This window comes from Bradyrhizobium sp. S69, from assembly GCF_009766005.1.
Classification (GTDB): Bacteria; Pseudomonadota; Alphaproteobacteria; order Rhizobiales; family Xanthobacteraceae; genus Bradyrhizobium.
This window is the reverse complement of the sequence record NZ_LMUK01000043.1, coordinates 228486-253001: the sequence shown is the minus strand read 5'-3', so window position 1 is coordinate 253001 and position 24516 is coordinate 228486. Positions and strand designations below refer to the sequence as shown.

Sequence of the window (24516 nt, the reverse complement as noted above, 5' to 3'; positions counted from 1 at the left end):
CCGGTGTCGGTGGGGGCGGGGCGGCCGCGGCGGGGGGCGGAGCTTGGGGACTGGCGGGCGTCGGCGGTGACGAGGCTTTGCCATCCTGGGCTTGAGCCTGGGTTTGGGTGGTCACGCCAAGCGCGCAGCCGCAAAAAACCGAAAGCCATAGGCCCAGCGAAATCCGAGCAATGTTCATAACTTATCTCCCAGGAAAAATGTAAATAGATCGCAACAAAAGAGACGAACCGGTTCGCGGGCGACGATCGGTCTCAAGTCATGGCAGTCCGATCCGACCGCGACGGATTTGCGATAATCTAGCCCGATGCGACCGGGTCGGCATGTGATTCAAATCACTAACGAGGCGCGGGAGCTGAAGGAGCCAGATCTCTCGTCCAGACGTCGCAGCGTCAGGATGCGCGGCTATTTCGCGCTCTTGTCGGGTGGTGCGTTGTTGTCGGCCGATCCATTCATCGTGCCGCCATTGGCGACGCATTGGTTGAAAAAATCTCTTTCAGCTTGCGCGGTGCCTTTCGCGCTTCCGGCGGCCGGATTTCCTGGCTCACGCAGCGGGAACTCCCTGGCGACCAGGGCATCACATTTCTTTGCGACTTCCGCGGTGATCGCCGCTGCGCCGGCCGGCATCAGCCCGGCGGTGGCAAGCAGAAGGGCGACAGCGATAGCGGCCTTCGATTTCCAATCGCGCATGTCCAGCCTTGTAATTTGTTGCCGTCACGTTTTATCATCGCGCAGCAAGGCCTACCACAGCGCGGCACCGAAGATCCGCGGTACAAGGAAGACCTGCGGTACAGGTAAGGTTGAGCAGTTATATTAAGGCCAGAGTTACGTTGCGGGAGGCCGGCGCCAGAGCTAACGCGAGTCATCGAAAGCTCCTGGAGCAACATCGTGACCTGCGTTCCGCGCAAGCGACAAATCCGTACCCTTCGGGACACCGTGTTTCCGGCAGTGCTTCTCGTGGCCATGCTCACCGCGACGGTTGGCTGGATCTTGTTTCTGGGATTGATCCTTTGGCGAACCGGCGTGTGGCTTCTCAGCTAGCCTCTCAGTTAGCCTTGGACAACTTAGCCTTGCACCACGACGTCGCTATTTTCTTGAAGCCAGAAAATATCCCGATGAGTGCAGCACGACGTATCCCACATTGAGTCCCAGCCAAATCTCGAGCACGTTCCACGAAATCATCAGTCGTCCCCCCGGACTTTTGTCGTTCAATCCGACTCATTGGGGAAAAACTACCACGAACTTTATTTCGCGGTGCCGCAAATCGATGCGGCAGGTCCCACCGTTCCGCTATAGGAATCCCATGCGGTTGCCTTGGATCCAGAGACAGGTCAGTTGACCCGTCACATAGGCGCCGGTGTCGATATTGATGCGATTGGGCTGAACGTCCGGCGTCCGCACCGGTGTATGTCCGTGCACGACGAGCTTCTCGAACAGCCGGCGGTGCAGCAGAAATTCATCGCGGATCCAGAACAGATCGGTTTCCGCCTGGGAAACAAGCGGCACGCCGGGGCGCACGCCCGCATGCGCGAAGAACACGTCGTCGAAGGCAAAGCAAGGCCTCAAGCGGTCGAGAAACTGAACGTGACTGGGCGGCAGGGCGGCGCTGAACTCCGCGGCCAGCCGTAACTGATGTTCGGGGTCCGGATTGAGCGGCGAGAAGACGCCGTAGGAGGCCAATGTTTCGAGGCCGCCCAGCGATCGCCAGGTAGGCAGCACGGCGGGGTTGTTGATGAATTCGGCTATGAACGTCTCGTGATTGCCTCTTAGGAATACCGCCTCGCTCCGCTGCTCGATCGCAATAAGACCCTCGATGACCCCGCGTGAATCTGGTCCACGGTCGACATAATCGCCGAGAAAAATCCGAAGATGGCGAGCGCAGGCATTCTTTTCGAGATGAGCGTCGATTTTCCGGTTGATCTTTTCAAGCAGATCGGCGCGCCCGTGGATGTCGCCGACGGCGTAAAGTCGCACCTGTTCGGAGATGCTGAAGCCCGACGGTACTGCGCGATCAGCCGTGTCGTCCATGGCATAGGTTTCCGGTATCCGGCGCGGATGTGATATCGCGGCGATAACCGTAAAGCTACCCTGACGAAACGCTTACTGGAGGGAAGGTCGTTCCCGAATCTCAGCGGAACCGGGACAGCCCAAAGGTGGATGACTTTGTCCTCAAGGTCTTGGCCTTCAAGGTATTATTCTGCCGGACGAACTTCTCGAGCACTGCGGCGAAATAGCCAACCTGAAGAACGACTGTTCCGAGGATTGCCGCAAACGACGTCTGCCATCCGTCGAGGTTAGCCGTCGCCGAAAACAGCCCGACGGAAATCAACAAAACGAAAAAAGCAGGCAGCAGGACGGTGACCCTGAATTGGGCGAACCCGAGCAGGAAGCCGACGCTGGCGGCGAGGAGCATAAATCCGATCATGGAACGTCTTTCTGACCGGAGCTTGAGCCGGAAGATTCTAAGAAACGCTTAAGCGTCGAGTGGGAGTTCCTGTTCGTTTGGCCAAGCATTGCGGCCGAAATTTGAGCTCGCTTGACGGCAGTGCGGCACGAAAGAGCGGCGATTGGGACCCAATCGACAGCCCTCCGTCGCAGAGGTGTAAGCCGTCGAGCCGGGTTTTGATTCAGGCCATGCGGCGTTTCGCGCATCCTGCTCAGACCAGGTCGATCTCCGGTATGTAGTAAGTATTTACGCGCTGGTGGTAGGTATATACGCAGTAAGTGGTAGATTATTACGCAATAGTGGTAAGTATATCCAGTTAATATAAACGAACAGTACAGTCTATCATTCGTAAAAATTTGTATAAGATAACGTCATCAATAAGAACTAAATGTTTTTATACAGGGTGGCGTTGCGTGGCCGGTACGATCGATGACAGTCGACGCGTTTTTGCGTCGCTACATTCCACCACGGGCCGGCGGGCGACCGGCGCGAGTGCAAGCTGGCTGCTGCGTCGAGGTCGTCCCGCCGAACTCACGATGATCTTGTTCGCGATCGCGAGCATCGAATGCGTTTGCATGGCGGCGACGGCTTTCCTCGCCGCGTTGGCCTATCATTTCTTCTCCCATACGCCGGTCGATTTCGTCATTCGTTACGTCATGGCCTCACTGTTTCTGGGCGTGGCGGACGCGTGCATCGCGGCGCGGCTCGGTCAGCTGAGGCACGTTCAGAAACAGCGCCGTATTCGCTTTGCCTGGAGCGGATTAGGTTCGATCGCGGCCACCTTCCTGTTGGTCACGTCGCTTCTCTTCATCTTCAAATTGTCCGACTTTTACTCGCGCGGAACATTGATCCTGCAGTTTCTGAGCTGTTCGATCGTCGTCTTTGCCGTTCGTCTCGGGATGTACAATGGCTTCCAGGCCGCGGCGGCGGCGGGGCTCGTTCGCAGGCTCCGCGTCGTTCTGATCGGCAACCGAAACGATTGTGCGCAATACGCACGACAGTTGCGGAAGTCGGGGGGAGGCATTCAGGTCGTCTTCTGTCCAATTGTCTGGCAGGCCGAAGCCGGCACGACAGATACCGTGGAGCGATCGCTTCCCTCGCGCGTCGTCGAGCAGTGCCGGTTGATGGAGCCCGACGGCATCATCATGCTGGTCGACAAGGAGCATGATGACGAGACCGCGAGCGCGCTGGCGTTATCCCTCAGGGAGATTCCTGCGGATGTCTACGCCGTGCCAACCCATCGGCCGCAGTTCTGGACCGCGGCCCGCCCCGCCGAGATCGGCGGCATCGCAGGGTTCGGTCTTTCGCGCCGGCCGCTGTCGATCTTCGATCTCGCGATCAAGCGGATCTTCGATATCGTCGCCGCGACCGCGGGCCTCGTTGTCCTGTCGCCCCTGTTGCTGTTCGCATCCGCGGCGGTGGTGCTCGACTCGCGAGGGCCGGTCTTCTTCGTCCAGATCCGGCACGGCTACAACAACCAATCGATCCGCGTGCTCAAATTCCGCACGATGTATGTCAGCGAACAAAGCGAATTTCGCCAGGCTGAAAAAGGTGACGCACGCATCACCCCGATGGGAAGGTTGTTCCGTATCACCGGCATAGATGAGCTGCCCCAGCTTTGGAATATCTTGTCCGGAGAGATGTCCGCCGTCGGGCCGCGGCCGCATGCGATCCAGCACAACGAGCTGTTCACGCCCCGCATTGAAAGCTTTTACCGTCGTCACACCGTCAAGCCCGGACTGACCGGATGGGCCCAGGTTAACGGATTTCGTGGCGAAACCGATACGCTCGAAAAGATGCAGAAGCGCATCGAGTACGACCTTTTCTATATCGATAACTGGTCCCTGCTTTTCGATCTCAAGATCATCGTTCTCACCCTGTTTTCGGGAAAGACCTACACGAACGCGCACTGAGCATTTTTAATTTTGTTTTTGAGGAATAAGTATGCGTATCGCTATTGTTGATTATTCCGGGCATGCCTTTCCCGTACAGTTGTCGAGATCCCTGGCGGACCGGGGACATCAAGTGCTGCACTCGTATTTTCGGGAGTTTCAAAGTCCCCATGGCAAACTCGAGAAGGCGGCAAATGACTCCTCGGATTTGACCATCGATCCGGTCTCGCTGGGAAAGCCATTTCCGAAATATTCGTTTTTCAGGCGCCGCTTTCTGGAGATCGATGTCGGTAAGGCGTTCGCCGCGAAAATAGATGCGTTCGCGCCCGATGTTGTTCTGGTGGGTAATTGCCCGCTCGATTGCGTGTTGCAGATCGGAAAGAAAACGCGAAAGGCGGGGCGCAGGCTGATCTTCTGGCAGCAGGACATCTACTCGAGCGCGATCAGCCGGATTCTGGGACGCAAGTTCGGCTTTGCCGGGCGAATGATCGGCGCCTATTACCGGCAGATGGAAAGACGCATTCTCGCCATGAGCAATGCGACCATCGTGATCAGCCAGGACTTCGTCGAAGCCATTCGAACGGAATTGGGAATGCCGACGGCCAATGTTCATGTGATCGAGAACTGGGCTCCGCTGGACGATATTCCGCTGCGCCCGAAAGACAATGCCTGGGCGGTCAAGCACGACCTCGCCGACAAGAAAGTCATTCTCTACAGTGGAACCATCGGTCTCAAGCATGATCCGGAGCAGCTTCTGGATCTCGCGGAAAGTCTCAGGCAAGATACCGAGGCGAGGCTCGTCGTTATTTCGGAAGGCCCGTTCGCGGAATGGCTGGCCGATGCCGGCAGGAACAAGGGTCTCGACAACGTTTGCTTTCTCCCCTTTCAACCTTACGCGGACTTTCCCGATGTGTTGGGAAGCGCGGATTTAACGATTGCGCTGCTCGAGAAGGATGCCGGCACGTTCTCCGTTCCGTCCAAGATATTGAGCTATCTTTGCGCAGGCCGGCCAATTGTGCTTTCTGCGCCGCCTGAAAATCTAGCGGCGCGGATCATCACCAGTTGCGGTGCGGGTGACGTGGTCGCCTCAGGGGATCGCGCAGCCTTCGTATCGGCCGTGCGGGCGTTGGCCGACAACTCCGCGCTGCGATCGAAGGCCGGCCATAACGCGCGAATCTATGCCGAAACCACCTTCAACATCGGCTTGATCACGACTCGCTTCGAGGCGATTTTCCAGGACACGTTGGCGAGCCAGAAGAATCCCAATCGTTCGATTTCGTCGGCGCCGGCGCCGGCGACCTGAGGCTTGTCCAGTCTTGTATCGGGACCGATCAGTAGCGGGTATAAGCGCTCATGAAGGCGTAACCACCAAATGGGCCGTACGCATCATAAAGGCCGCGGCAGGAATACCGGCCCGGGCAACGGCAAAGATTTACTATGCGGCACCCGTTTGGGCCGCAGCGCTCGACATGACAGAGATCGGCGAACGCTTCCCGCTGATATCGCCGGGATGCCCGCCACGCCCCGTCGTAGTCGGCCGCGACGGCTGCCTGGCAAGAAGCAATTACCACAAGTGCTGCAAATACGATCTTTGACACGTGACCATCCTCCGACCTTCAGGTGCGGCTAGCGATGACTAAAATTGCTCTTGGTATTCGTAGCGGAAGTCCTTTACGGCGGGCAGGGTGCCAAGAATGGCTTCCTTCTGCTCGTGACCAGCCAGGTTCATGTCGATGCAGTTCGTGGTGGCGTAATAACACACCTTTATTCTTATCCGATCGCTGCACCTGTTTTCGGCGCTGATCCAATGATTGAAAAGCTTGTCGTTCGTTGTGAAAGGACGCGCGACGCCGCCGAGATAGACGCATACCGTTCCGTTTGGACTGAGGTGTCGACGCGTATAGGTGCCCGAACTCGGCGACGAATAGGGCGTGACGGTAACGCCTTGGGTCGCTCCCACCCCCGGCCGTTGGCTCGGCGTATCCTGCGATACCCGCATCCAGGCGCTGCCGGTGGTTGGCAACAGAACGGTGCCGATGGCGAGCAGTTTCGATATGAGTGACGTCAAGCGCAATTTCGTTGTGTCCAGTTTGGTGTCAGCCGCCAGAAATCTGCGGGGGCGTTTTCCTGCGGCGCTTGCGAAGATACTCGCTTCTGGTGAATTGACAGTTACGGACTTTTGTCGGCGCGCCGCGATGGCTCAGCCGCGCGGCGCCGGCGGCATCGCGGTGTGCCTGGTGGGCGCCACATCGATGATGTTTGTCTCCGTCGCCGGGTCTTCGCCGGGCGCTATCGACATCGACATCGACGTTGGACCGCAGCCCCTGCATGCCTCCAGCAGCGCGCAACGGCGGAACGTTACCACAATCGACGAGGCGATTGATTTCGTAAGAAAGGACGCCGCCTCCCGCAAGGACGCAGCGAACTACAGGATCAATCTCGGCGCCGAGCCACTGGTGCTCGATCGGCCGCTGGTCGTGGCCGGCCTCAAACCGATCGGCGGCTCCCGCGTGATCATTGCGGGCAGGCCGAGCGGGACACGGATATCGGGCGGGTTTCGCGCAGACAAATACCTCAAGCCGGTGGGTTCGGCCGACGAGACCTTCAGATACACGCTCGCTCTGTCGGATTTGCCGCGGGAGACGCAGCGCAGGCTGTCTGAGAAGCTCGCGGTGGCCTCTCCGAAACAGATCATGATACGCGCCAACGGATCGACGGCGCTCTGGCCCACACGATGGCCCGACCAAGGCTTCGTGAAGGTGCTGGAGATAAAGACGGATCCGGCAACCGATATTGCGCTGATGTCGCTCGCGGCGCTGCCGCCGGACATGAAGAGCGCTCCGACCGGAATCTGGGTCGGTGGTTACCTCACTGACTCTTATTTGTTCGTCAATGCGCGGGCCAAAGCAGCCGATCCGCGCGGCATTGCCGTGGAGCGCGCGCGGTTGCGTGCGGACGGCATACCACCGGAAAGGATTTCGCTTTATAATCTGCCGTGGTTCACTCAGTGTAATTCGTTCTTTTACGATCCTCTGGTTCAGTCGTTCAGCTTCTGCGTGAAGCAGCCGATCGAAAGCCTGGAGGTCGCATCTTTGGAAACCTTGCTGGACGTTTCGGGAAGCGACAATCTTACGTTCGCAAATATCGTGTTTGAGCTTGCGACCGGCACCGCCGTGACCGTTCGCGGCAGCTCGGGTGTCAACTTCACCAATGTCATGGTGCAGGATGCGGGCGGCGATGGCATCGCCTACGCGTCCTCGACCAACTCGGTGGTAAGTCATACGACCGTTCGAGAGGTCGGCGGCCGGGCCGTGTGGCTCTCCGGAGGCGATCGCCCAACCCTTAGCCCCTCGGGCCTGGTGCTCGAGGATAGCGAGCTGATGGATTTTTCTCTTGTCAGCCGCACATTTGCCCCCGCGGTGCAGGCCGACGGCGTCGGCGACACCGTTCGTCGAAACCTGATCTTCAACGGTCCGCAATCGGGCGTGATCTATTCCGGAAACGACCACGTCTTTGAAGACAATGTGATGGCCCAACTGGTCGGCGAAGCCGGCGACTCCGGATTCTTCTACACCGCCCGCGATTTCACCAGCCAGGGCAACATCATCAGAAGGAATATCCTGATCGGAACCGGCGGTCAGTATTTCAACGACGCGCGTGGTATTTATCTCGACGAGTTCTCCAGCGGAAACCTGGTCGCCGACAACGTCATCGTCGGCGTTCCCTTTGGCGTCGTGATCAATGGCGGTAAGGATAATGCCTTACTATCGAATCTCTTCGTGCTCTCTACGCCATCGATCTGGGCCAGTACTTTGGGTTATGAACCCTGGTGGCAGCAATGGCGGAACGATCACATGCAGATTCCAAATGGCGCGTCGGTGAAGAATCTCTTCAGTCTGCCGATCAAGGACAAGGTCTGGACCGATCGCTATCCGGAACTCCAGACCTACGCAAAATCCGACTTGCTCAAACCTGAGCGCAACAGGATCGAAGGCAATATTTTCTTAGGCGGAGGTTCGATAACCGCGGTCGATGGCGATCTGCCGACGGCTACACTGGAGAACAACGAGGCGGTGATCTTTCGCGGCTCGCTGCAGCTGCTCGAGCGCCTGCGTTATCCGATAGGGTCGGATCAGCTCCCGCAGATGCTGGCGCTCGTCGCAACCGAACTCGATCGTCACGATATCCGTCATATTCCATTGCAAATGATCGATCCGGTCGGCGCCCATTTCACCAATGATGGGCGTTCCGGAGTCAAATGACAAAAAAACGCGTCCTGATTATTTTTCAATCATTGTCGCATCTCGGTCCGGCGACCGCGATCCGCAATCTGATCGACAATATGTCTGGCGAATATGATTTTCATGTCCTGACGTTGAATCATGACTTTTCCTCCGGCGGCCGCCTGTTCGCGGAGGAGTTTCATTCCGAAATCGCCGGCTCGGCGGTGTTCGAATATGTTCCGAGGGGTTTGCGCAGTCTGGGAGTGCTGCTTCGGCGGCTGCGAAGCAATTTCGACGTCGTGGATATTCATTGTGCGTTCGATCCGCTGCTTTCGATTCCGGCGCTGGTGCTCTGTTGGCTGGGCGTCGCAAGCGGCAGTCGCGTCTTCCACACCCCGCACGGGATATTCATGGACGTGATCATGTCGGCGGGTTCGCTGAAGAAACGCCTGTTCTGCTGGTTGACGGACGTCCTCGGGCTTTACCGCAGGGTCGTTCATCTCGCGGGCTCGCCCGGTGAGGAAAACGATATCAGGCGTAACCATCGACGGGCGCAGAATGTCCACATGGTGTCGCAATTCGTGGAATCCGCGGTGAGCCATCGCGTTGTCAGACGGAAGCCGACGGGAACATTGAACATCGCGTTTGTCGGGCGGGTGACGCTTCAAAAGAACCTGGCTTTCGCGATCGAAGCGCTTCGCCGGGTCTCCGTTCCTTCTACTTTCGATATTTTCGGCGAACTTGGCGCAGACCCCTATGCGCGGCGGTGTGTCGAGATGGTCGAGGCCGGAGTCGGCCGATGCAAGGTGACGTTCAGGGGGAATGTACCGAAACAGGATTTATTCGGGCAGCTTTCGCGATACGACATCCTGCTGCATCCGACACTTGGCGAGAACTTCGGTCACTCGATTGTGGAAGCGCTGACGGTTGGTTTACCCGTCCTGATCAGTGACAAGAGCCCGTGGACCGATGTCGCCGAGCAAAATGCCGGCTGGTCGTTGCCGCTATCGCAGCCATCCGCCTTTAGCGAGAAGCTCGAGGCGATTTACGAAATGGGCGACGGCTGGTCCGCGATGAGCGATGGAGCGATCCGCTACAGCCATGCGACGTTTGACGGCAAACAAACCGCAGAGCGTTACCGCGAGGCGTATGGCTGAGATGCAGTGGCTCACAATCAAAAAAGGGGTGTTCTGTGCCCTGCGCCCGCCGCTGTGGCCGCTGCTGGCGTTGCGGGTCGCTCCGGCGATCGAGCACATTGCCGCGCTGTCGCGCTTCTCGTTCCGGACGGTGGTCGACGTCGGCGGAAATCGCGGCCAATTTGCCGCGATTGCCCGCCGGCTGTTTCCGATCGCGCAAATCTACTCGTTCGAGCCACTGGCCGGGCCGGCGACATCGTTTATCAATGCGCTCGGACGTGACGGCAAGATACAGCTCTTCAACAATGCGATTGGTCCGGTATCGGGCTCGGCGCCGATCTATGTCACGACACGTGACGATTCGTCGTCGCTGTTGAAGCCCGGCACGGCGCAGAGCGAGATCTTCGGCGTTCAGACCGAGCGCGTCGATCAGATCACGGTGCGGCGGCTTTCCGACTGCATCAGCAACGCAGACTTGCAGGCGCCGGCGCTGCTTAAAGTGGATGTGCAGGGCGGCGAGCTCGACGTGCTGGAAGGATCAGCGGACCTCATCGCGGGCTTCGACGCCATCTATGTCGAGTGCTCGTATCTGCAATTGTACGAAGACCAGCCACTTTACGCGGATATCGCCCGCTGGGCCGATGGGCACGGATTTCGCCTCGCAGGCGTCTACAACCAGCACGTCGATGCGCTGCGCGGTCCGGTGCAGGCTGATTTTCTCTTCCTCAGAGCAGAGCCGTCCACGGGGGCGGGGAAATGATCAAGTACCCCGTCGTCATCACCGAGAACTGGCGGATTGTCCGGAACCTGATAACCGGCGGCGTCCTCAATGCGGCAGGGCTTGGCTTTGCTGTCTACATTTTTGCAATCTGCTATCCCGGCATCAAGGCCACGTCGGCGCAACTGATGGATGTGCGGAGCGGTCTTTCGACGATGGCGGACGCCGGAGAGACCAGCCTCTTCATCTCGGTGCCGTCGGTCTTGCTGGGTCTTCTGCTTTTTGCGCGTCACGGCATCGTGGCGGCGGTCTATCGCTTCCAGCCGCTGCTGGTGTTCTTGCTGATCTTTTCCAGCATGATCATTTTCCTGTCGCTCGCCGAAGCGGAATATCTGGAATCGTCGGCGCAGGTTGTCCAATACGCAACCACCGTGGCGTGTTTCCTGCTCTGCCTGTGCTTTTGGCAGGCTCCGCCGGAGGACGTCGACAATGCCTTGTCGATGGCGTTTGTGGCGCTTGCGATCTCGCTCACGACAGCAGCACTTGTCCAGGGTTTTCACGAATATCGATGGGTCGGCCTGATCCATCCGAACCACTATGCGCGTTATGCCTATATCACGCTGGTGCTTCACTCACTCGTGGTTCGGCGCGTCAGCCTGCTGGTGTTCCTGCCGTGCTTTGCAGCAACCTATGTGGTAAGCGCGCGCACAATCATGATCGGCACGTTGCTGTTCTATCTCGGATACCTGTTTTTTGCGCATCGTCAGATGTTCACGAGCCGCGCGCGCCAGCTTGCCAATGCGCGTGTGCTGGCGATCGGACTGATTGCGCTTCCGCTGGCTCTGCTGGTTGGATCGCTGGTGTTCAATACCGATCGGCTTTTCGACAAGATAACGACGGATCTGGCGCTGTTCGATCCGGATCGCGGCCTGCTTTCAGGCTTTACGGGTCGCTCGGATTCCTGGAACGCATTCTTCGACGACATGAGCAATTTCGTCTTCTTCGGGTATGGATTCCGATCCAGCCGATATGGCCTTCATTCGGTCCACAGCGGTGTCTTGATGTACTTCATGGATTTTGGCCTGGTCCTCGGCGGCATTCTGCTGGCCGTCATCATCGGGCGAGCGATTTATCTGATCTGGTTTGGCACAAAGGACCATGACGATCGCGCGCTGATCTGCGGCCTCGTGATCGCCAGCACCCTCGTGATCCAGTGGTTCGAGCCCGATAATTTCAATCTGGGCTTCATGGGCTCGTTTTTCTACATGCTGGTTCTGGGTTACGCGCCTCGTCAACACATCGTTCAGCGGCCCGTGACACTGCAACGGCGTTACGCGGTTGCGCCGCCCGATCCCAACGTCAAGCTCCAGCCTGAAATTTAGGAATTTCGTTTTTTCTTCGGGGCCTCGACGCAGATGGCTACCACATTGTGAGTCCAAGCCAATGTCTCTGGATCATCAACAGTCCTCCAAGGAAATCGTCCGCCATATCTTATTTCGCCTCGGCGTCAGCCAGATACTGGATGTCGTCCGGCGGCGGCGCGGGCGGGACACCGGACACCTGGCAAAGAACGACCTGACGGAAGTCTTTTCCGATATCTACAGGAATGGAATTTGGATCGAACATGAAGGCCAGGACAGCCTTTCCGGAGCCGGTTCCGTTGTATCGGCGACCGACGGGCTGGGCGTTCAGCTATCCGGCTTCCTGAAGAGCATCGATTGCCGCCGGCTGGTCGATATCGGCTGCGGAGACTTCAACTGGATGCGCCATGTCGGCGGCGAATTCGAATATCTCGGGATTGATATCGTGCCTTCGGTCATCGAGGCGAATAACGCGGCCTATGCCGGCGAGAGACGGCGGTTCATCTGCATGGACGCAACGCAGCAGCCGATCGAACCGTGGGGTGATGTCCTGATATGTCGGGAGGTTCTGTTTCATCTTTCGCTCGGCAGCGCGCGCAGATTGCTGGCAAATATCAGGGCCGCCGGATTCAAATACGTCTTGCTGACCAGCGACACCTCGATCTGGTTCAATTCCGATATTCGTAACGGCGACTTCCGGCGAATAAATCTCTCTAGATCGCCGTTCAATCTTCCTGCTCCACAAGCACAATTCGCCGATGACAAGGTCTCCGACGGCAGGGTGCTGGCGGTGTGGCCGGGCTCGGCACTTTAAAGCCGGGTAGATCGAGTGCGGCGTCGCGTACGATCCGACGCCGAAGGCCACGGCGTGAGGGAGGCGTTCGCTCGTAACGACGCGCGGAGCGTTTGCCCGCGGACGATGCGGAAATTGCCGAGTGGAGAGTCGAAAAAGATATCGCGCGGGCCGGTGGTAAGCTCACGCATTGGACCGTGCCCAAATAACCTTAAGATCACCAAAGCAAGCAGGCGGCTGCAATTCGCGGTATCGTGGCGGTGCGTTTTGATGGGATCGGAATGATGAAGGGCGTCACACAGATTTTCTGTTTTTTCCTGCCATGGTCGCTGCGGCGGCGGGTTCTGAATTACTTTTTTGGATTCTCGATCGATCGCGACGCCCGCGTCGGTTTGTCGATTATCCTGGCCGACGAGGTCGAAATCGCGCGCGGTGCGAGACTTGGCCATTTCAATTACATTGGACAGCTCGACAAGCTCGAGATGAACGAAGAAACGTTCATCGGAAACTTCAATTGGGTCCCGGGGCTTTCCCGGCGGCTTAATTCATCGTTCTATCCCAAGAAACCGAACCGGCGGTCCGAATTGGTGCTCGGCCGTTGCAGCATGATCGGACATCAGAACTACATTGATTGCACCGACCGGGTCGAGCTCGGCGCGTTCTCCGGTATCGCAGGTGCGCGTTCGCAGCTCGTGACACATGGCGTTGAGCCGCTTGCGTCACGGCAAACCTGCGGGCCGATCACCATCGGCGACTATACCATGATCGGTTCCGGCAGCACGATATTGAAGGGTGTCAAGATTCCAAAATGCTGCATCATCGGCGCGGGTTCTGTCGTCACCCACGTCAAGCCGGAACCTTATGCGCTGATCGCGGGCAATCCGGCCGTGCAGGTTCGAAAAATGCCGGAAGATGCCAAGTTCTTTTCGCGTACCTCACTCGTAATCAAGTGATCCCTTTTCATGGGACGGTCTGGCGAACATGAAATCGATCATGCTCTCGACATTCGCGGCGTGGCTTACGCGGTTCGTCGCAATCATGTTGAACATCGTAGGCATTCCGCTGGCGCTTGGCCATTTGGGGCCGTCGCGCTTCAGCCTTTTGCTGGTGGTGCTGAGCATCGGCTCGTGGATCGGCTTCGCCAATTTCGGCATGGGCCGCGTCATCGCCAATATCGTGGCCCGGCGGCATAAGGCCACCAACCAGTTCACCATCGAGACCGTATCCCTCGCAACGGGCCTCGCAGCCGGCATCAATCTGTTGCTGTTTGTCCTGGCGATGGGATTGTTCTTTCTCTTGCTGGCGATCGTGCCGTTGACTGACGTCGTCGCGGCGAACTACCGCGAGTTCGTCATCAGCATCGTAAGCCTGTTTGTCGCGCTCAGCCTTTGGTTCTTCCTGTCGGTTTTTGAGGGAATTGATGCCGGTCAGCATCAATTATACCGGCTTTTTGTATTTCAGTTCGGCAGTTACGTACTGGCGCTGATTGTCCTGCTATTTGTGTTTCCCTCACATCCATCGATCTGGTTTGCCGCGTATCTGCTCAATCTGGGTTTCCTCATGGGATCGATCTGCCACGCGGTAGACGTGGTGCGCCGGAATCGCAATCTGTTCTCCCTCAATTTTAAATGGCGCTGGCGGATCGTGAAGCATCTGCTGTTGAGTTCGCTCGATTTCACGATCATCAGCCTGGGTATTGGCGTCGTTTATCAGCTTTCCACCGGCTTTTTCGGCGTCATTGCCGGCCCGGAGGCGGTCGTGGAGCTCGGGATCTTCATGCGGCTCATGCAATCCTACGGCGCCCTGGTGATCTCTTTCACCTATCCGCTGTCCAATATCGTGGCCTCGAAACTGAAACGGAGGGAATTCGCGTCCGTCATTCACACGGTTCGGCTGAGCGGCATCTTGCTGCTCGCCGGCGCCAGTACCGGCGCGGTCGGCTTCTTGCTGCTGGGCAACCCGATCCTGTCGTTCTGGCTGAGGTCGGCGATCGATCTGGATCGCGTCTTTCTGCTCGGCGCGTCAGTGCTGATCGTGCTGAGCGCCGTGCATTTCTTCCTTGCCGCGCTGTTGGTCGGGACCGCGGATATCAAGATGACGGCGCGGATTCACATCGTCGAAGCTGCGGCGTTTATCCCGATCGCTTATGTGCTGTTTCAGCTGTACCAGCAGGGCGGGGCGTTGCTGGCCATGGATATCGTATTGGGGTGCGGAAATCTAATGATGATCCGGCGCCTTCGGATCCATCCGGTCCTCGGTGAATTGTTCGCTGCGCAGCCCCGGACGGCACAGCCTGCGGCGTGATGAGGTGTGCCCGAAGCCGGATCACGAGGCGTGCTCTAAGGTCGCTCGCGTATGGTTGTCGAGGTGCCCGGGATGTGGGCGTCGATACCCTTGCGCGCCAGGAGATCGGCGAACGCCTGACGGTTTTGCACGGGGACGGCGTCGATGCGCGCGATGATAAGGTCACGGTAAGGCTCCGCCGAGCCCAGGAAAATGTCGATGGCCTCCTGATAGAGTTCGGTTCGCAACAGCAGGCAGAATTCGTCCAGCACGCTGGATTTCAGATCGGTCGTAAGCGCGGGAAAGACCGCGAAAGCCGCCTTGTTGCGGAGGATGGCAATCCAGCCTTCGTTGGCGCCAACCTGGTACGACATGGCCAGATGACGCAGATATTCCGCGCGCAATCCGGACTGCAAGCTCTCGATCCGGTAGAGCTCGAACCACAGGAAGGCGTCCGACGGCAGGCAGGCGAGGCCGGACAAGATCGAGTTCCGGCTGGCCTCGATCTGGCTGTCGACCGCTGCATTGGCCGGCGTTGCGAAGCTTCGGTCGAGGATAGCGAGCTCGACAACCGCGCCGCCGTGGGCCGCCACTGCGTCGCACGCCGTCAAGTGAACGCCATGCCGGAAATCAAGTGACGCGTTTCGAAGCGTTTCCAGCGGAAACGTTTCGCCGCGAACGATATGTTCGGAAAGCTGTCTGATTGGAAACTCGTTCCAAAACGTCGGCAGGGTGAGCGCGCTCCACGCCATGCCGAGAGTGCCCAGAACCACAAAGACCGAGCGCGTGGTACCGGACGGCAACTGACGTGACGCGCGACGGATATCCATCAGGACACGTGAGCCCGCTGTGAAGAATAGTTGGGGTGATAATAATAGGCGTTGCCGTACCCTTCATATCGCTTGAGCAGGCTGGTGTCGGCCTTGTTGAGAACCACACCAAGCAGGTTTTCCTGTAGGCTACGCGCGCCGGCCAGCGCTCGCTCGAGGACCTCGATATTGGTTTTGCCCCATTCCACGACCAGCACATAGCTCGAGATGAAGTGCCCCGTCGACCTGACGTCGATAATGGGGGCGAGAGGTGAGAGGTCGACGATCACATAATCATATTGCTTGCTGAGAGCCTCGACCAGGTTTCTCATGCTGGCCGAGGCGAGGAGTTCGCTGGTGTGCGCGATCGGGGTGTCGATCACGGTCGGCAGGAAATGCAATCCGGTCTCCGGATCGGTGCAGATGACATCCTCGTAGCGCATGGTGCCGGAAATCACGTCGATCAGTCCCGACGTGGCATGCGGAGCCATCGACTTGGTCAGCGACGGGTTTCGCAGATCGCCATCGATCAGGATGGTCTTGGCTCCGGCTTGCGCGCTCAGCAGTCCAAGCGAAGCGGCGACGGTGGATTTTCCCTCGTTGGGCAGCGCGGAGGACAGGCCAACCACACGCCCCGTCCGCGATGGACCGTTGAGATCGATCGCCACCTTGATCGAACGGATGCCTTCCGTGTAACGGGAGAACGGCTCGTTTACGACCGCCCAGAAGGCGCCTGAGTTCGTCTTGATTATCCGTGGCTGCTCGGGTTGCTCCTCGGCCGCCGGCGTCTTGTTCGCCGGGAGCAAGGGCAGGTTGGCCAGGCAGTCGGTGCCCAACAGGCTTTCGGCCTGACCGCTGGTGCGAATGACGCGGTCGGACAGATCTCGCATCAGGGCGACGCCAAAGCCAAGCATCAAGCCGCCGAAACCAGCGATTGCGAGCACCAGGATTGTCTTGGGGCTGCTTCGCTTGGAAGGGGGGGTTGCGATCGAGATGACGCGCGCTTCGGTGATCGGGAACGTCTGTTGCTGGATGGATTCGGTATATCGCTGGAGAAAGCTCTCATACAGCGATCGATAGGTCTGCGAGTTGCTTTCGAGTTCCTTCAATTGGACCTGCGCCTGACCGCCGACCTGGGAGCGAGCGACCGCATCGTCGAGCGAGCGCTGCACCTCGTTTTCGCGCTGCTTGGAGATCTGATAGTCGCTCTTGTAGGTCTCGGCGAGCCGGGACAGCTCGGCCTTGATGGATGTCGCGATTTCATGCATCTGGTTGCGCAGGTTGACCGCGGCCAGATGGGTCGCTCCATAACGCGCCGAAAGATCGGCTTCCCGGTTGGCGAGATCGAGATATTGCGAGCGGAGCTTGCTGACGACCTCGCTGCGAAGCGTATCGGTCACGGTCGCGTCGCGCACGTCGGACTTCATGATCTGCTCGATACGATCGAGACGCGCACGCGCCTCGGAGGTCGCGGTGCGCGCGGCGAGAACCTGGCTGTTGAGTTCGGCGACCTGCTGTTCGGATATCGACCGTCCGCCCGCATCGACGATGTTGTTCTTGCTCTTGAAATCGACGATCGAATTTTCCGCGGTGGTCGCCTGGTGTTTGAGCTCCTGAATGCGGTCGGACAGCCAATCGCCTGCCCGGCGCGCCGACTGGTACTTGGCGTCGAGTTGATCGTTGATGTAGGCCTCGGCGACGGCGTTTGCGATCTGGGCGGCGCGATCCGGTTTGGCGGAACGGTAGGATACTTCTATCACGTAGGTGACGCCGACGCGTTTCGCGCTCAAATTGCCGGCGAACTCGCGCAATGCGCGCCGATCGATATTATCCTGCGAACCGTCGCCGGGCTCGAAGATCGAATAGAAGAAATAGATCGCGTTACCCATAAAGCCGCCGCCATAGCGGGCGAATTCAGGTTCGTTCGCAAGGTGAAGATCCCTGAGTACCGTTTTCGCGATATTGTCGGATCTTATGATTTCCAGCTGGCTGTCGACCGCCGGTGAGTCGACCGGAACGTCGTTGAAGAGTGCGTTCTGGGATTGGAAAGCCTGCAGCTTGCGCGTGTCGATGATGAGCGTGGCTTGAGCGGTGTAGGTCGAGCGGACGATCAGCAGGTACGCCGCCCCGATCGCCAGCGTCGCGAGCAGCGTCACCAGAAATAACGGATATTGGCGACGCACGAACGCGAAAACGGATACGAAGACTTGTTCCGGCGAAATATAATCGCCAGAACTGTAGTCTCGATCGGGCTTTTGATCGGGCTTCAAGAGTTGCAGCATCATGGTTCACACTGTTGCGGCCAGCACAATTCGCGCGGCCTGGTTCACAGACACGGATTTACGGTTCATAGCGGACCCGAAGGTCCGTCTCACAGGCGTCAGGGGCTAACGGGCGACGCGACCGTGTCGCTGAGAGCACCCAACCCGCTAACGCTCGAGGCATAGCTGAAGAGCGGCCTGCTAGTTACGTTCGGATCGATATTCGTCGGGCTCGTCCGGTAGCCATCGGCAACAGCAACGCCGATCGGGCGATCTCCTGAACCGGCCGCGAACGCCAGCACGACATCTTGATCCCTGGTGTTCAGAATGGCTTTTTGAATCTCGGCAGCGAATCCCGGGTTTGTTTTCGCCACGCGCCTCGCAGCCTGGGCAAGCCCGGCTCCGATCGCTGACTTCTGATTCCTGTTTGCATTCGCCAGCAAGTTCAGAACGGGCTGAAGCGTTGCCGGATTGATGGCAACAAGATCTCGCACGGCTGCAACAAAACCGGGGCCGCCGTTCGGCGATTTTGCCAGCAGCTCAGAGGGAGAAATCAAAAATTGAGCGACCGTCCCGGGTGTCGACTGAGCAAGCGCCGGCGTCGATGCAGCGGCTGTGAGACCGATCGCCAGGACAAAAACGGAGGCCAGCGCAGAGGACCTTTTGTGGGAAAGGACTTGTTGCAACATGATCGCGACCTTTCAAAAACGATCGAGGCCTTCAAAACTATATCTAAGTTTAACAGCTTGACCGGTCGACATCAACGATCGCCCGGCGTTGCCGGCGGCGCGATGACTTCAACCTTAACTTGGTGTCCCAGTGGTTCCGCGGGCCGTAACGCTTGCGCCAGTCCCGCCCCCACGACGGCGGCGACGGTGATGGCGTAGGCCGGGATCTGCATCGAAAAATCGACAAAAGAATGCAGGATCGCTACCGTAGAGACCGCAAGTGCTGCCCGCACCAATGGCGGCGACCGCGGGTTCCGCGCAACGGCTTGCAGTAGTACGTAGATAGTTACCACCCATGCCAGCAACACCAGCGCGGCCAGCACCACGCCGCCTTCGGTTGCGATCTCGAGCAGCACGTTGTGCGCCTTGTCCCAGACGCCCCACCCCGAAGCGTCGCCGCTGCGATAGGCCGGAAAGCTCCAGCGAAATGTCCCGAGACCGGTACCGAGCCACGGGAAGTCGGAGATCATCAGAAGGAGCGAGAGCAGGCCGTTGGCTCGGCGGCCGCCGTCGTCGAGACCTTCGTTCTGCAGGCGGTCGCCGACGCCGCTGTCCAGCACCAGATAGGTCATCAGGATCGCGAATACGACGCCGCCGAGCACCAGCCATTTTCGGCTCGGACGCGCCAGCGTTTTCCGGAACGCAGGGACGAAGGCGACCAGCAGGCCGACAACCGTGCATGCCACTCCGGCCCGCGAGCTGGTTAGAAGCGCCGCGATCAGGCACACCGCAAAGAAAATCAGCGGCACGCCGAACCTGCGCAGCTTGCTCCAGTCGCGCGACGGACGATAGTGCCGCGAGCGTCGCCTTCGCTTCGACTCCAGTCGTTGAAAGAAAATGACCAGCCAGATGATCGAGATCGAGCCAAAGTAGACCGCCGCGGCATTTCGGTTGGTAAAGGTGCCGGTAAGCGATGTGGTGTAGGCGATCTTCTCCTCCCAGAGCACCATCGATGGCTCAATGGCAAAAGAACCTATTGCGAACATGGCATAGCAACCGCCGGCCCAGGCAACCGTCTGAATCAAACGACGAGCCAGCCGATCGTCGGCGCCGCAGATATAGCCGCCGACGAACAGCATCAGGGTCAGGAGTGGCGCGCCGACTGCAAAAAACGGCTGGCTCCGTGCGATCGACGCACTGCCTGCGAGTTGTTGCCCGAGCAAGTCGCCGGCCTCGGCCCAGATCGGGTGGATCAAGGCGTCGCCCGGCTGGCGCGGCACGAGCTGAAGAAGCATGACCGTCGAGTAGGCGACGATCAGGACGAGGACCGCCGCGCCAAACACCAGCGGCGCGGGAAGCGCGATCGGCCTGAGTGCAAGACCGGCGATCGCCAAGCCTGCGAACCCGCACAGAGCGGATATCGCCACCGGTGATACCGAGCCGAATGGAAATGGCGCAATAGCGAGGATCGCGAACATCAAGAACGCGGGAAGGCTGTGACGCCAGCGCGCCCCGCGATTCGCCTCGGCCACGATCGACGAAGCGGCGCGCATGGGAAGATCGGGGCCCACCGCTTATGGGCCCGCGACGACGAGGCTGCGAAGCGCGGCCGCATTGTACGCAGCGACGATCGGATCGTTGACGGTAGCGGTGATCAGCCGGATGTAATTCAAGAGCTTCGCGGTTTCGACAGCCGGCGCATTCGACGTATAGAGGACGTCCTTGTTGCGCAGCATCATCTTGGTTGTCAGGAAATAGGCCGAGGGGTCGCGCAAATTGAAATTGTAGACGATGGGAATGATCGCGGTGGTGAATCGGCTGATGTCGACACCGAGCCGTGCCGCGACGGCTCTGGTCTCACCCCGGTACAGGAACACGGAGCTGGGATCCGCCAATGTGTCGCTCAAGCCGCCTGCTTTGGCCACGGCCTCGGCGACGGAAACGCGCCAGGCCTCGAAGTTGAACTGCCCCTGCTGGCCGTGGGCGCCGAAGGCAACAAACGTCTGCGGCTCGCGGTAAACATAGACGGTATCGTTCGGATGCACAAAAATGTTGTTGGACGGTTCATAGACCAGCGCACCAAACGGCACCGTGGACTGCTTGCCATTGCGCTCCAACATGACCCACGTATCATATCCCTGGCCTTTCGGGCCGCCGGCGCGCGTGATCGCGTCCAGCAGATGTTCGCCGGCGGCATTCGCGGGATAGCGGACGGGCGTGTTGACTTCGCCCAGCACGCTGATCAGCGATGTCCGCTGGTCGATCAGCGCCACCACGGCTTGAGGTTCAATCGCGCGGTTCTTCAGGGCGTCGGTGATCGCTTGTTGAACCTCAACCGGTGTCCGCCCCTTGGCGCGGATGGGGCCTGCGTAAGGCACCGAGATGTTGCCTTTGCTATCGACCGACTGGTTGGGCAGAGCGATGAAATTGCCTGGCCGAACGCCGGCCTCGACGGGAATGAAAAGTCCGCCGGCGGCGGCTTCGAAAATAGTCACGCTGACGACGTCGCCGATGCCAAATCTGATTTCGCGCGGCGGTTGGCGGTTGGCATAGTCAACGCTCAGTCTGCCGGTGTTCTCCGCAAGCACGCCCACGGTCTCGGGCGTCACCTTCACCATGCGATAGGGCAGACTGTTCTCATCGATGGGAATCTGCGCCTTGACGTCCCGGCCCGTCGGACCGGACGTGGGTAACGTCGAGCAGCCTGCGAGCGCGATTGCTGCGAAGAGACTTACGCCGCCGTACAGGCGAAATTGTTTTACGATTTTCATGTCAAGAAATTTGCAGGCGTATGGTTAAATAACTCTTAGTTAGCTCCGCGAGCCGCGAGCTAAGTTGCCGATTGAAATCGGTGGTAAGTTTGCGGCTGTTTTTTCAAATTGCCGCTGAAAAACGCTGCGATTTTGCGAAGGCGATTTTCGGAACCGTCATCGGAAGCAGGTGGTAAGTTCGCGATTATTTTTTCTAAGTTGCTTGCAACCGGAGCGAGCGGCCTCGTGAACAAGCGTTCCGATCGGTTCGAGGCCGGTGGTAAGTTTGTAATTTGTTTCTTCAAGCTGCTGGCAAGGAGGCGCTTGCTCGCGAGGCAAGCTATGACGAGCAGTTCCAGTCAGGTGGTAAGTTTGGGCGCTGCTGCCAGCGGAGGGCAGGGCGCGACCCCGCCGTCGGTGCGTATAAAGCTACCACATCGCGCCCTCCGGTTTCGCTTGGTTGGGAAATGTCTATATTCGGATTTGCATCTAATTTGGTCGCGCGAGGTGAAACCGAACCATCCACCGGTGCCGTATCTCGGCAATGCATTTCAGGCGATGAAATGAAAGGTGTTCCGTGAAGCTCGCGCAGATCGCTGTGCTGACAGCCGTATTTGCCGTCGTGGCTCTGACGGTCGTTCCGGCCGACGAAAGGCTGGTTACCGGCCTCGGGCAAACCGCGGAGCATTTTCTGTGCTTTGCGATCGTCGGACTAGCGGTGCCGTTCTCGTTTCCCGCTTCGCTTAAAAAGCTTCTGCCGGCCGCGGTGCTGTTCGCCCTGGCGATCGAGCTGGTTCAAATTCCGCTGCCGACGCGCCACGCGCGGTTGAGCGACTTCCTGATCGATGCATTGGCCGGATGCATCGGGATCGCATTGGGGCAGTCGATGATGAACTTGTTTCCAAACAGACGCGTCAACAATTGACGGTTACCTGTTGCCGGCGTAGCCGCCCCTGCGCGGCGCTGCCGAGGAAGTTCCAAACGGACTGGAGAATGGACTGGTAAACGGACTGCCGAACGTGCCGTTGGGGCTTGGTGGACTGGTGGCGACAGCAGAGGTCGGCGAGCCATTTACCAGCGAGTTGGTCTGCTGCCGCTGCTGGTTGACCGTAGTCGTGGGGGACTGGGCGACTCCCTGCGCCATCGCCGCCTCGCTGGCGACCAATGCGAGAATGACGAAAATCAAAGCGTGTTTGAAAATCAATCCGTGCTTCATGACAGGCTCCTGGTGAGACTCAGTCGCCGCGATCATCGCACAACTCGGGTTTGTTGTCTTTCAGGATGCTGCAACCGCCAGGAATTCGGGCCGGCACTGTAAGACCTGCCAATAATGTTCGAAGACAGCAATGGAGCCGACTCTCGCGGCATAGGTCGGATCGGCATGACGCACGAGATCGCCCTGCGGGCCAACATAGACAACCGCGCTGTCGGTTGAATTCAGCATGCGGGCGACGCCGTATCGGGTTTCGCCGTCCCGCCGCATCGCAATCGGGTAGATGAACTCGGCCAGGGCTTTTTCGACCTTTGTATTGGAAATCGTCTGGAATATCTCCCGGTCGTCGCAAACCACGGTGTGCAGCGCGTCAACCGGGTCCGGCGGCATGTTGGTCGCGGCGAGCAATCCGGCGCACCCTCCCGAGTTCCCGGTGGTCCAGGTCAACACGGCTCCGAGATAGCGCGGCACCTTGGGCAGCGCGATCTTGCCGTAGGCGGCAAAGGCCAGGCCCAGCCCGCCGGGAATAACAACCCATTTTCTTCCCATGATGGCGCTATCGTTGCCGCCGGTCTTCTCGATCGTCTGTCCGGTCGGCGAACGACCCAGCGAGGGGGAGTTGGGCCGGTCGAAGTCGTCAAAGAAGACTTGGTCGCGGCGGCTCTGCAGGGCGATGTCGGGAACCACACCCTTGAACAGCGTGAGCCTTCCGATCGTCGAGTTCCATGCGCCATTGATGCCGCCGCCAAGTCGCGCGAGCTTCAGTCCCTTGGGCACCGGGCAATCGATCGATTGCGGAGGCTTGCCGTTGAGCGAGGCGGCAAGTCCCGTCGCCCTCACGCTCAGGCAGACCGTAAAGCGCATCAGCGGCGGCACCACGCCGAGCTGGATTTCGTTGCGAACGTGATCGGCAACGACCGTCGCCACCAAAACCCTGTCGCGAAGCTGAACTTCGATATAATTGTCGGCGTCAGCGTACTCGCTCCACAGCGAAGCCATCGGCACAAACCGCGGCGCGTCTGCCGTGATCACGACCGAGCGCGCCGTCTGGGACAGATAGTCGGCCGGTGCCGACAGCAAGACGTGATCGGCTTCTCGTGAAGCGGCGCAGAATGTCGATCGCCAGGGTCGTTTTTCCAGTTGCGGGAAGTTTATTTCGAACGTCAGGTCGAATTTGCCCGATGTGGTTATCTTCAAAGCGAGATTTGCAAAGCCACCCTCCGCCGCGACGGTCTGCACCTGCGCCCACCAGGGTTTGCCGGTCTGGATCTGCTGGATCGGTGTGACCGGCGGTGCGTGGTTCAACGGCGTGCCGTCCAGGTCATTTTGGCGAACGAGCAGTCCGAGGCTTGCCAGGCTGCTTCGGTCACCATCGGCCAGACGGATCGCGACCGATCCGGTCAAGAGATCGCCCTTTGCAATCGAGAAATGCCGGCTCGATCCCATGACGAGGGTGAAGTCGCCGGCCGAACCACCCTGCAATCTCAACCGGCCGTTGCTGGTCCTGGTCCTGGTCCTGGTAAAGATCGCCGAAAAGCCCGCGGGAGCAACCGGCTGCGGCAACAACTGCCATCCCTCGGGGTAGGATCCCGAACCGGCATAGCCGGCATCTTCGACACCGTTGAGGGCTGCGTCCTCGATCATAAGGCCGGCCGCGTCGCCAAAGACCTCGTGGTTGACGTAACGCAGCGCGGCGTCGAAGGCGCGGGCGTGGTCGGCAGCGGCAGATCGGTCGAAGAAGTTGTGGTCGAGAACCGTTTGGACATTTTCGTCAGCCGAAGCCGATCTGGCAAAAGCCAGCCATGCGGCAGCGGAAGAAGCACCGAGAAACAACCTGCGCGAAAACATCATGGCCTCAAGAGCGTTTTCAAGCGAAGTGGACACCGGTTCGCCTGAAGAAAACGCGTCAAAATAAAGTCTAAGGCCCGTTCCGATTCCATCGGAACGGAAAAGGCCTTGAGCCTGC

22 protein-coding genes are annotated in these 24516 nt (G+C 59.0%); 10 read left to right on the top strand and 12 right to left on the bottom strand.

Annotated elements, in window-relative coordinates; all coding sequences use genetic code 11:
* Nucleotides 1-402: 402 nt before the first annotated feature.
* The 3 genes from GSQ88_RS23590 to GSQ88_RS23580 form a co-directional block, all read right to left on the bottom strand.
* Entirely contained in the window at nucleotides 403-687 is a 285-nt protein-coding gene (locus GSQ88_RS23590) for a hypothetical protein (protein WP_246784953.1), read from the bottom strand.
* A gap of 600 nt (nucleotides 688-1287) precedes the next feature.
* Nucleotides 1288-2025 carry a metallophosphoesterase family protein gene (locus tag GSQ88_RS23585; protein ID WP_159010156.1) on the bottom strand — a complete coding sequence of 246 codons (738 nt, stop codon included), beginning with the start codon at nucleotides 2023-2025 and terminating at the stop codon, nucleotides 1288-1290.
* 100 nt (nucleotides 2026-2125) lie between these two features.
* Nucleotides 2126-2422, bottom strand: a complete 297-nt coding sequence (locus GSQ88_RS23580) for a hypothetical protein (RefSeq protein WP_159010155.1) — start codon at nucleotides 2420-2422, stop codon at nucleotides 2126-2128.
* Nucleotides 2423-2979: 557 nt separating this feature from the next.
* On the opposite strand from GSQ88_RS23580, the gene GSQ88_RS23575 reads away from it, so the two are divergent.
* Both GSQ88_RS23575 and GSQ88_RS23570 read left to right on the top strand, forming a co-directional pair.
* The gene (locus GSQ88_RS23575) at nucleotides 2980-4356 is read left to right on the top strand and encodes an exopolysaccharide biosynthesis polyprenyl glycosylphosphotransferase (protein WP_159010154.1); all 1377 of its coding nucleotides are present in this window, start codon (nucleotides 2980-2982) and stop codon (nucleotides 4354-4356) included.
* Between the two features lie 31 nt (nucleotides 4357-4387).
* Nucleotides 4388-5638 carry a glycosyltransferase family 4 protein gene (locus GSQ88_RS23570; protein WP_283810701.1) on the top strand — a complete coding sequence of 417 codons (1251 nt, stop codon included), beginning with the start codon at nucleotides 4388-4390 and terminating at the stop codon, nucleotides 5636-5638.
* Between the two features lie 333 nt (nucleotides 5639-5971).
* Here the strand turns inward: GSQ88_RS23570 and GSQ88_RS23565 are convergent, their stop codons facing one another.
* The gene (locus GSQ88_RS23565; RefSeq protein ID WP_159010152.1) at nucleotides 5972-6403 is read right to left on the bottom strand and encodes a hypothetical protein; all 432 of its coding nucleotides are present in this window, start codon (nucleotides 6401-6403) and stop codon (nucleotides 5972-5974) included.
* Between GSQ88_RS23565 and GSQ88_RS23560 the strand changes: the two genes are divergently transcribed.
* Nucleotides 6390-8597 (top strand): right-handed parallel beta-helix repeat-containing protein, encoded by a 2208-nt coding sequence (locus tag GSQ88_RS23560; protein WP_159010151.1) that lies wholly within the window; start codon nucleotides 6390-6392, stop codon nucleotides 8595-8597. The genes GSQ88_RS23565 and GSQ88_RS23560 overlap by 14 nt on opposite strands.
* A gap of 29 nt (nucleotides 8598-8626) precedes the next feature.
* Here GSQ88_RS23560 and GSQ88_RS36010 read toward each other — a convergent pair whose 3' ends face one another.
* Nucleotides 8627-8761: a hypothetical protein gene (locus tag GSQ88_RS36010; RefSeq protein WP_283810700.1), complete on the bottom strand. Its 135-nt coding sequence runs from the start codon at nucleotides 8759-8761 to the stop codon at nucleotides 8627-8629.
* 21 nt (nucleotides 8762-8782) lie between these two features.
* Here GSQ88_RS36010 and GSQ88_RS23555 point away from each other — a divergent pair, with 21 nt between their 5' ends.
* From GSQ88_RS23555 to GSQ88_RS23530, 6 genes are all read left to right on the top strand, one after another.
* Entirely contained in the window at nucleotides 8783-9715 is a 933-nt protein-coding gene (locus GSQ88_RS23555; protein ID WP_159010150.1) for a glycosyltransferase family 4 protein, read from the top strand.
* A 1-nt stretch (nucleotide 9716) separates the two neighbouring features.
* Nucleotides 9717-10454, top strand: coding sequence for an FkbM family methyltransferase (locus tag GSQ88_RS23550; protein ID WP_159010149.1), 738 nt, complete (start codon nucleotides 9717-9719; stop codon nucleotides 10452-10454).
* Complete coding sequence (locus GSQ88_RS23545; RefSeq protein ID WP_159010148.1) at nucleotides 10451-11794, top strand: O-antigen ligase family protein; 1344 nt, start codon at nucleotides 10451-10453, stop codon at nucleotides 11792-11794. Before GSQ88_RS23550 ends, GSQ88_RS23545 begins: the two co-directional genes overlap by 4 nt.
* Nucleotides 11751-12587 carry a class I SAM-dependent methyltransferase gene (locus GSQ88_RS23540; protein WP_159010147.1) on the top strand — a complete coding sequence of 279 codons (837 nt, stop codon included), beginning with the start codon at nucleotides 11751-11753 and terminating at the stop codon, nucleotides 12585-12587. Before GSQ88_RS23545 ends, GSQ88_RS23540 begins: the two co-directional genes overlap by 44 nt.
* A 263-nt stretch (nucleotides 12588-12850) precedes the next feature.
* Nucleotides 12851-13519, top strand: coding sequence for an acyltransferase (locus tag GSQ88_RS23535; RefSeq protein WP_159010146.1), 669 nt, complete (start codon nucleotides 12851-12853; stop codon nucleotides 13517-13519).
* Between the two features lie 28 nt (nucleotides 13520-13547).
* Nucleotides 13548-14870: an MATE family efflux transporter gene (locus tag GSQ88_RS23530; protein ID WP_210253872.1), complete on the top strand. Its 1323-nt coding sequence runs from the start codon at nucleotides 13548-13550 to the stop codon at nucleotides 14868-14870.
* Between the two features lie 35 nt (nucleotides 14871-14905).
* Here the strand turns inward: GSQ88_RS23530 and GSQ88_RS23525 are convergent, their stop codons facing one another.
* The 5 genes from GSQ88_RS23525 to GSQ88_RS23505 all read right to left on the bottom strand — a co-directional run bounded on the left by GSQ88_RS23525 (nucleotide 14906) and on the right by GSQ88_RS23505 (nucleotide 21358).
* Nucleotides 14906-15679: a hypothetical protein gene (locus GSQ88_RS23525; RefSeq protein WP_159010144.1), complete on the bottom strand. Its 774-nt coding sequence runs from the start codon at nucleotides 15677-15679 to the stop codon at nucleotides 14906-14908.
* Nucleotides 15679-17943, bottom strand: coding sequence for a polysaccharide biosynthesis tyrosine autokinase (locus tag GSQ88_RS23520; protein WP_159010143.1), 2265 nt, complete (start codon nucleotides 17941-17943; stop codon nucleotides 15679-15681). The genes GSQ88_RS23525 and GSQ88_RS23520 overlap by 1 nt, the downstream gene beginning before the upstream one ends.
* Before the next feature lie 95 nt (nucleotides 17944-18038).
* On the bottom strand, nucleotides 18039-18608 hold the full coding sequence (locus GSQ88_RS23515) for a hypothetical protein (RefSeq protein ID WP_159010142.1): 570 nt from the start codon (nucleotides 18606-18608) through the stop codon (nucleotides 18039-18041).
* A 71-nt stretch (nucleotides 18609-18679) separates the two neighbouring features.
* Nucleotides 18680-20140, bottom strand: coding sequence for an O-antigen ligase family protein (locus tag GSQ88_RS23510; protein WP_159010141.1), 1461 nt, complete (start codon nucleotides 20138-20140; stop codon nucleotides 18680-18682).
* Between the two features lie 21 nt (nucleotides 20141-20161).
* Nucleotides 20162-21358: a polysaccharide biosynthesis/export family protein gene (locus GSQ88_RS23505; protein ID WP_159010140.1), complete on the bottom strand. Its 1197-nt coding sequence runs from the start codon at nucleotides 21356-21358 to the stop codon at nucleotides 20162-20164.
* Between the two features lie 556 nt (nucleotides 21359-21914).
* Here GSQ88_RS23505 and GSQ88_RS23500 point away from each other — a divergent pair.
* Nucleotides 21915-22262: a VanZ family protein gene (locus tag GSQ88_RS23500; RefSeq protein ID WP_159010139.1), complete on the top strand. Its 348-nt coding sequence runs from the start codon at nucleotides 21915-21917 to the stop codon at nucleotides 22260-22262.
* A gap of 3 nt (nucleotides 22263-22265) precedes the next feature.
* Here GSQ88_RS23500 and GSQ88_RS23495 read toward each other — a convergent pair whose 3' ends face one another.
* Both GSQ88_RS23495 and GSQ88_RS23490 read right to left on the bottom strand, forming a co-directional pair.
* The gene (locus GSQ88_RS23495; RefSeq protein ID WP_159010138.1) at nucleotides 22266-22553 is read right to left on the bottom strand and encodes a hypothetical protein; all 288 of its coding nucleotides are present in this window, start codon (nucleotides 22551-22553) and stop codon (nucleotides 22266-22268) included.
* 60 nt (nucleotides 22554-22613) lie between these two features.
* Nucleotides 22614-24398, bottom strand: a complete 1785-nt coding sequence (locus tag GSQ88_RS23490; protein WP_159010137.1) for a hypothetical protein — start codon at nucleotides 24396-24398, stop codon at nucleotides 22614-22616.
* Nucleotides 24399-24516: the final 118 nt, after the last annotated feature.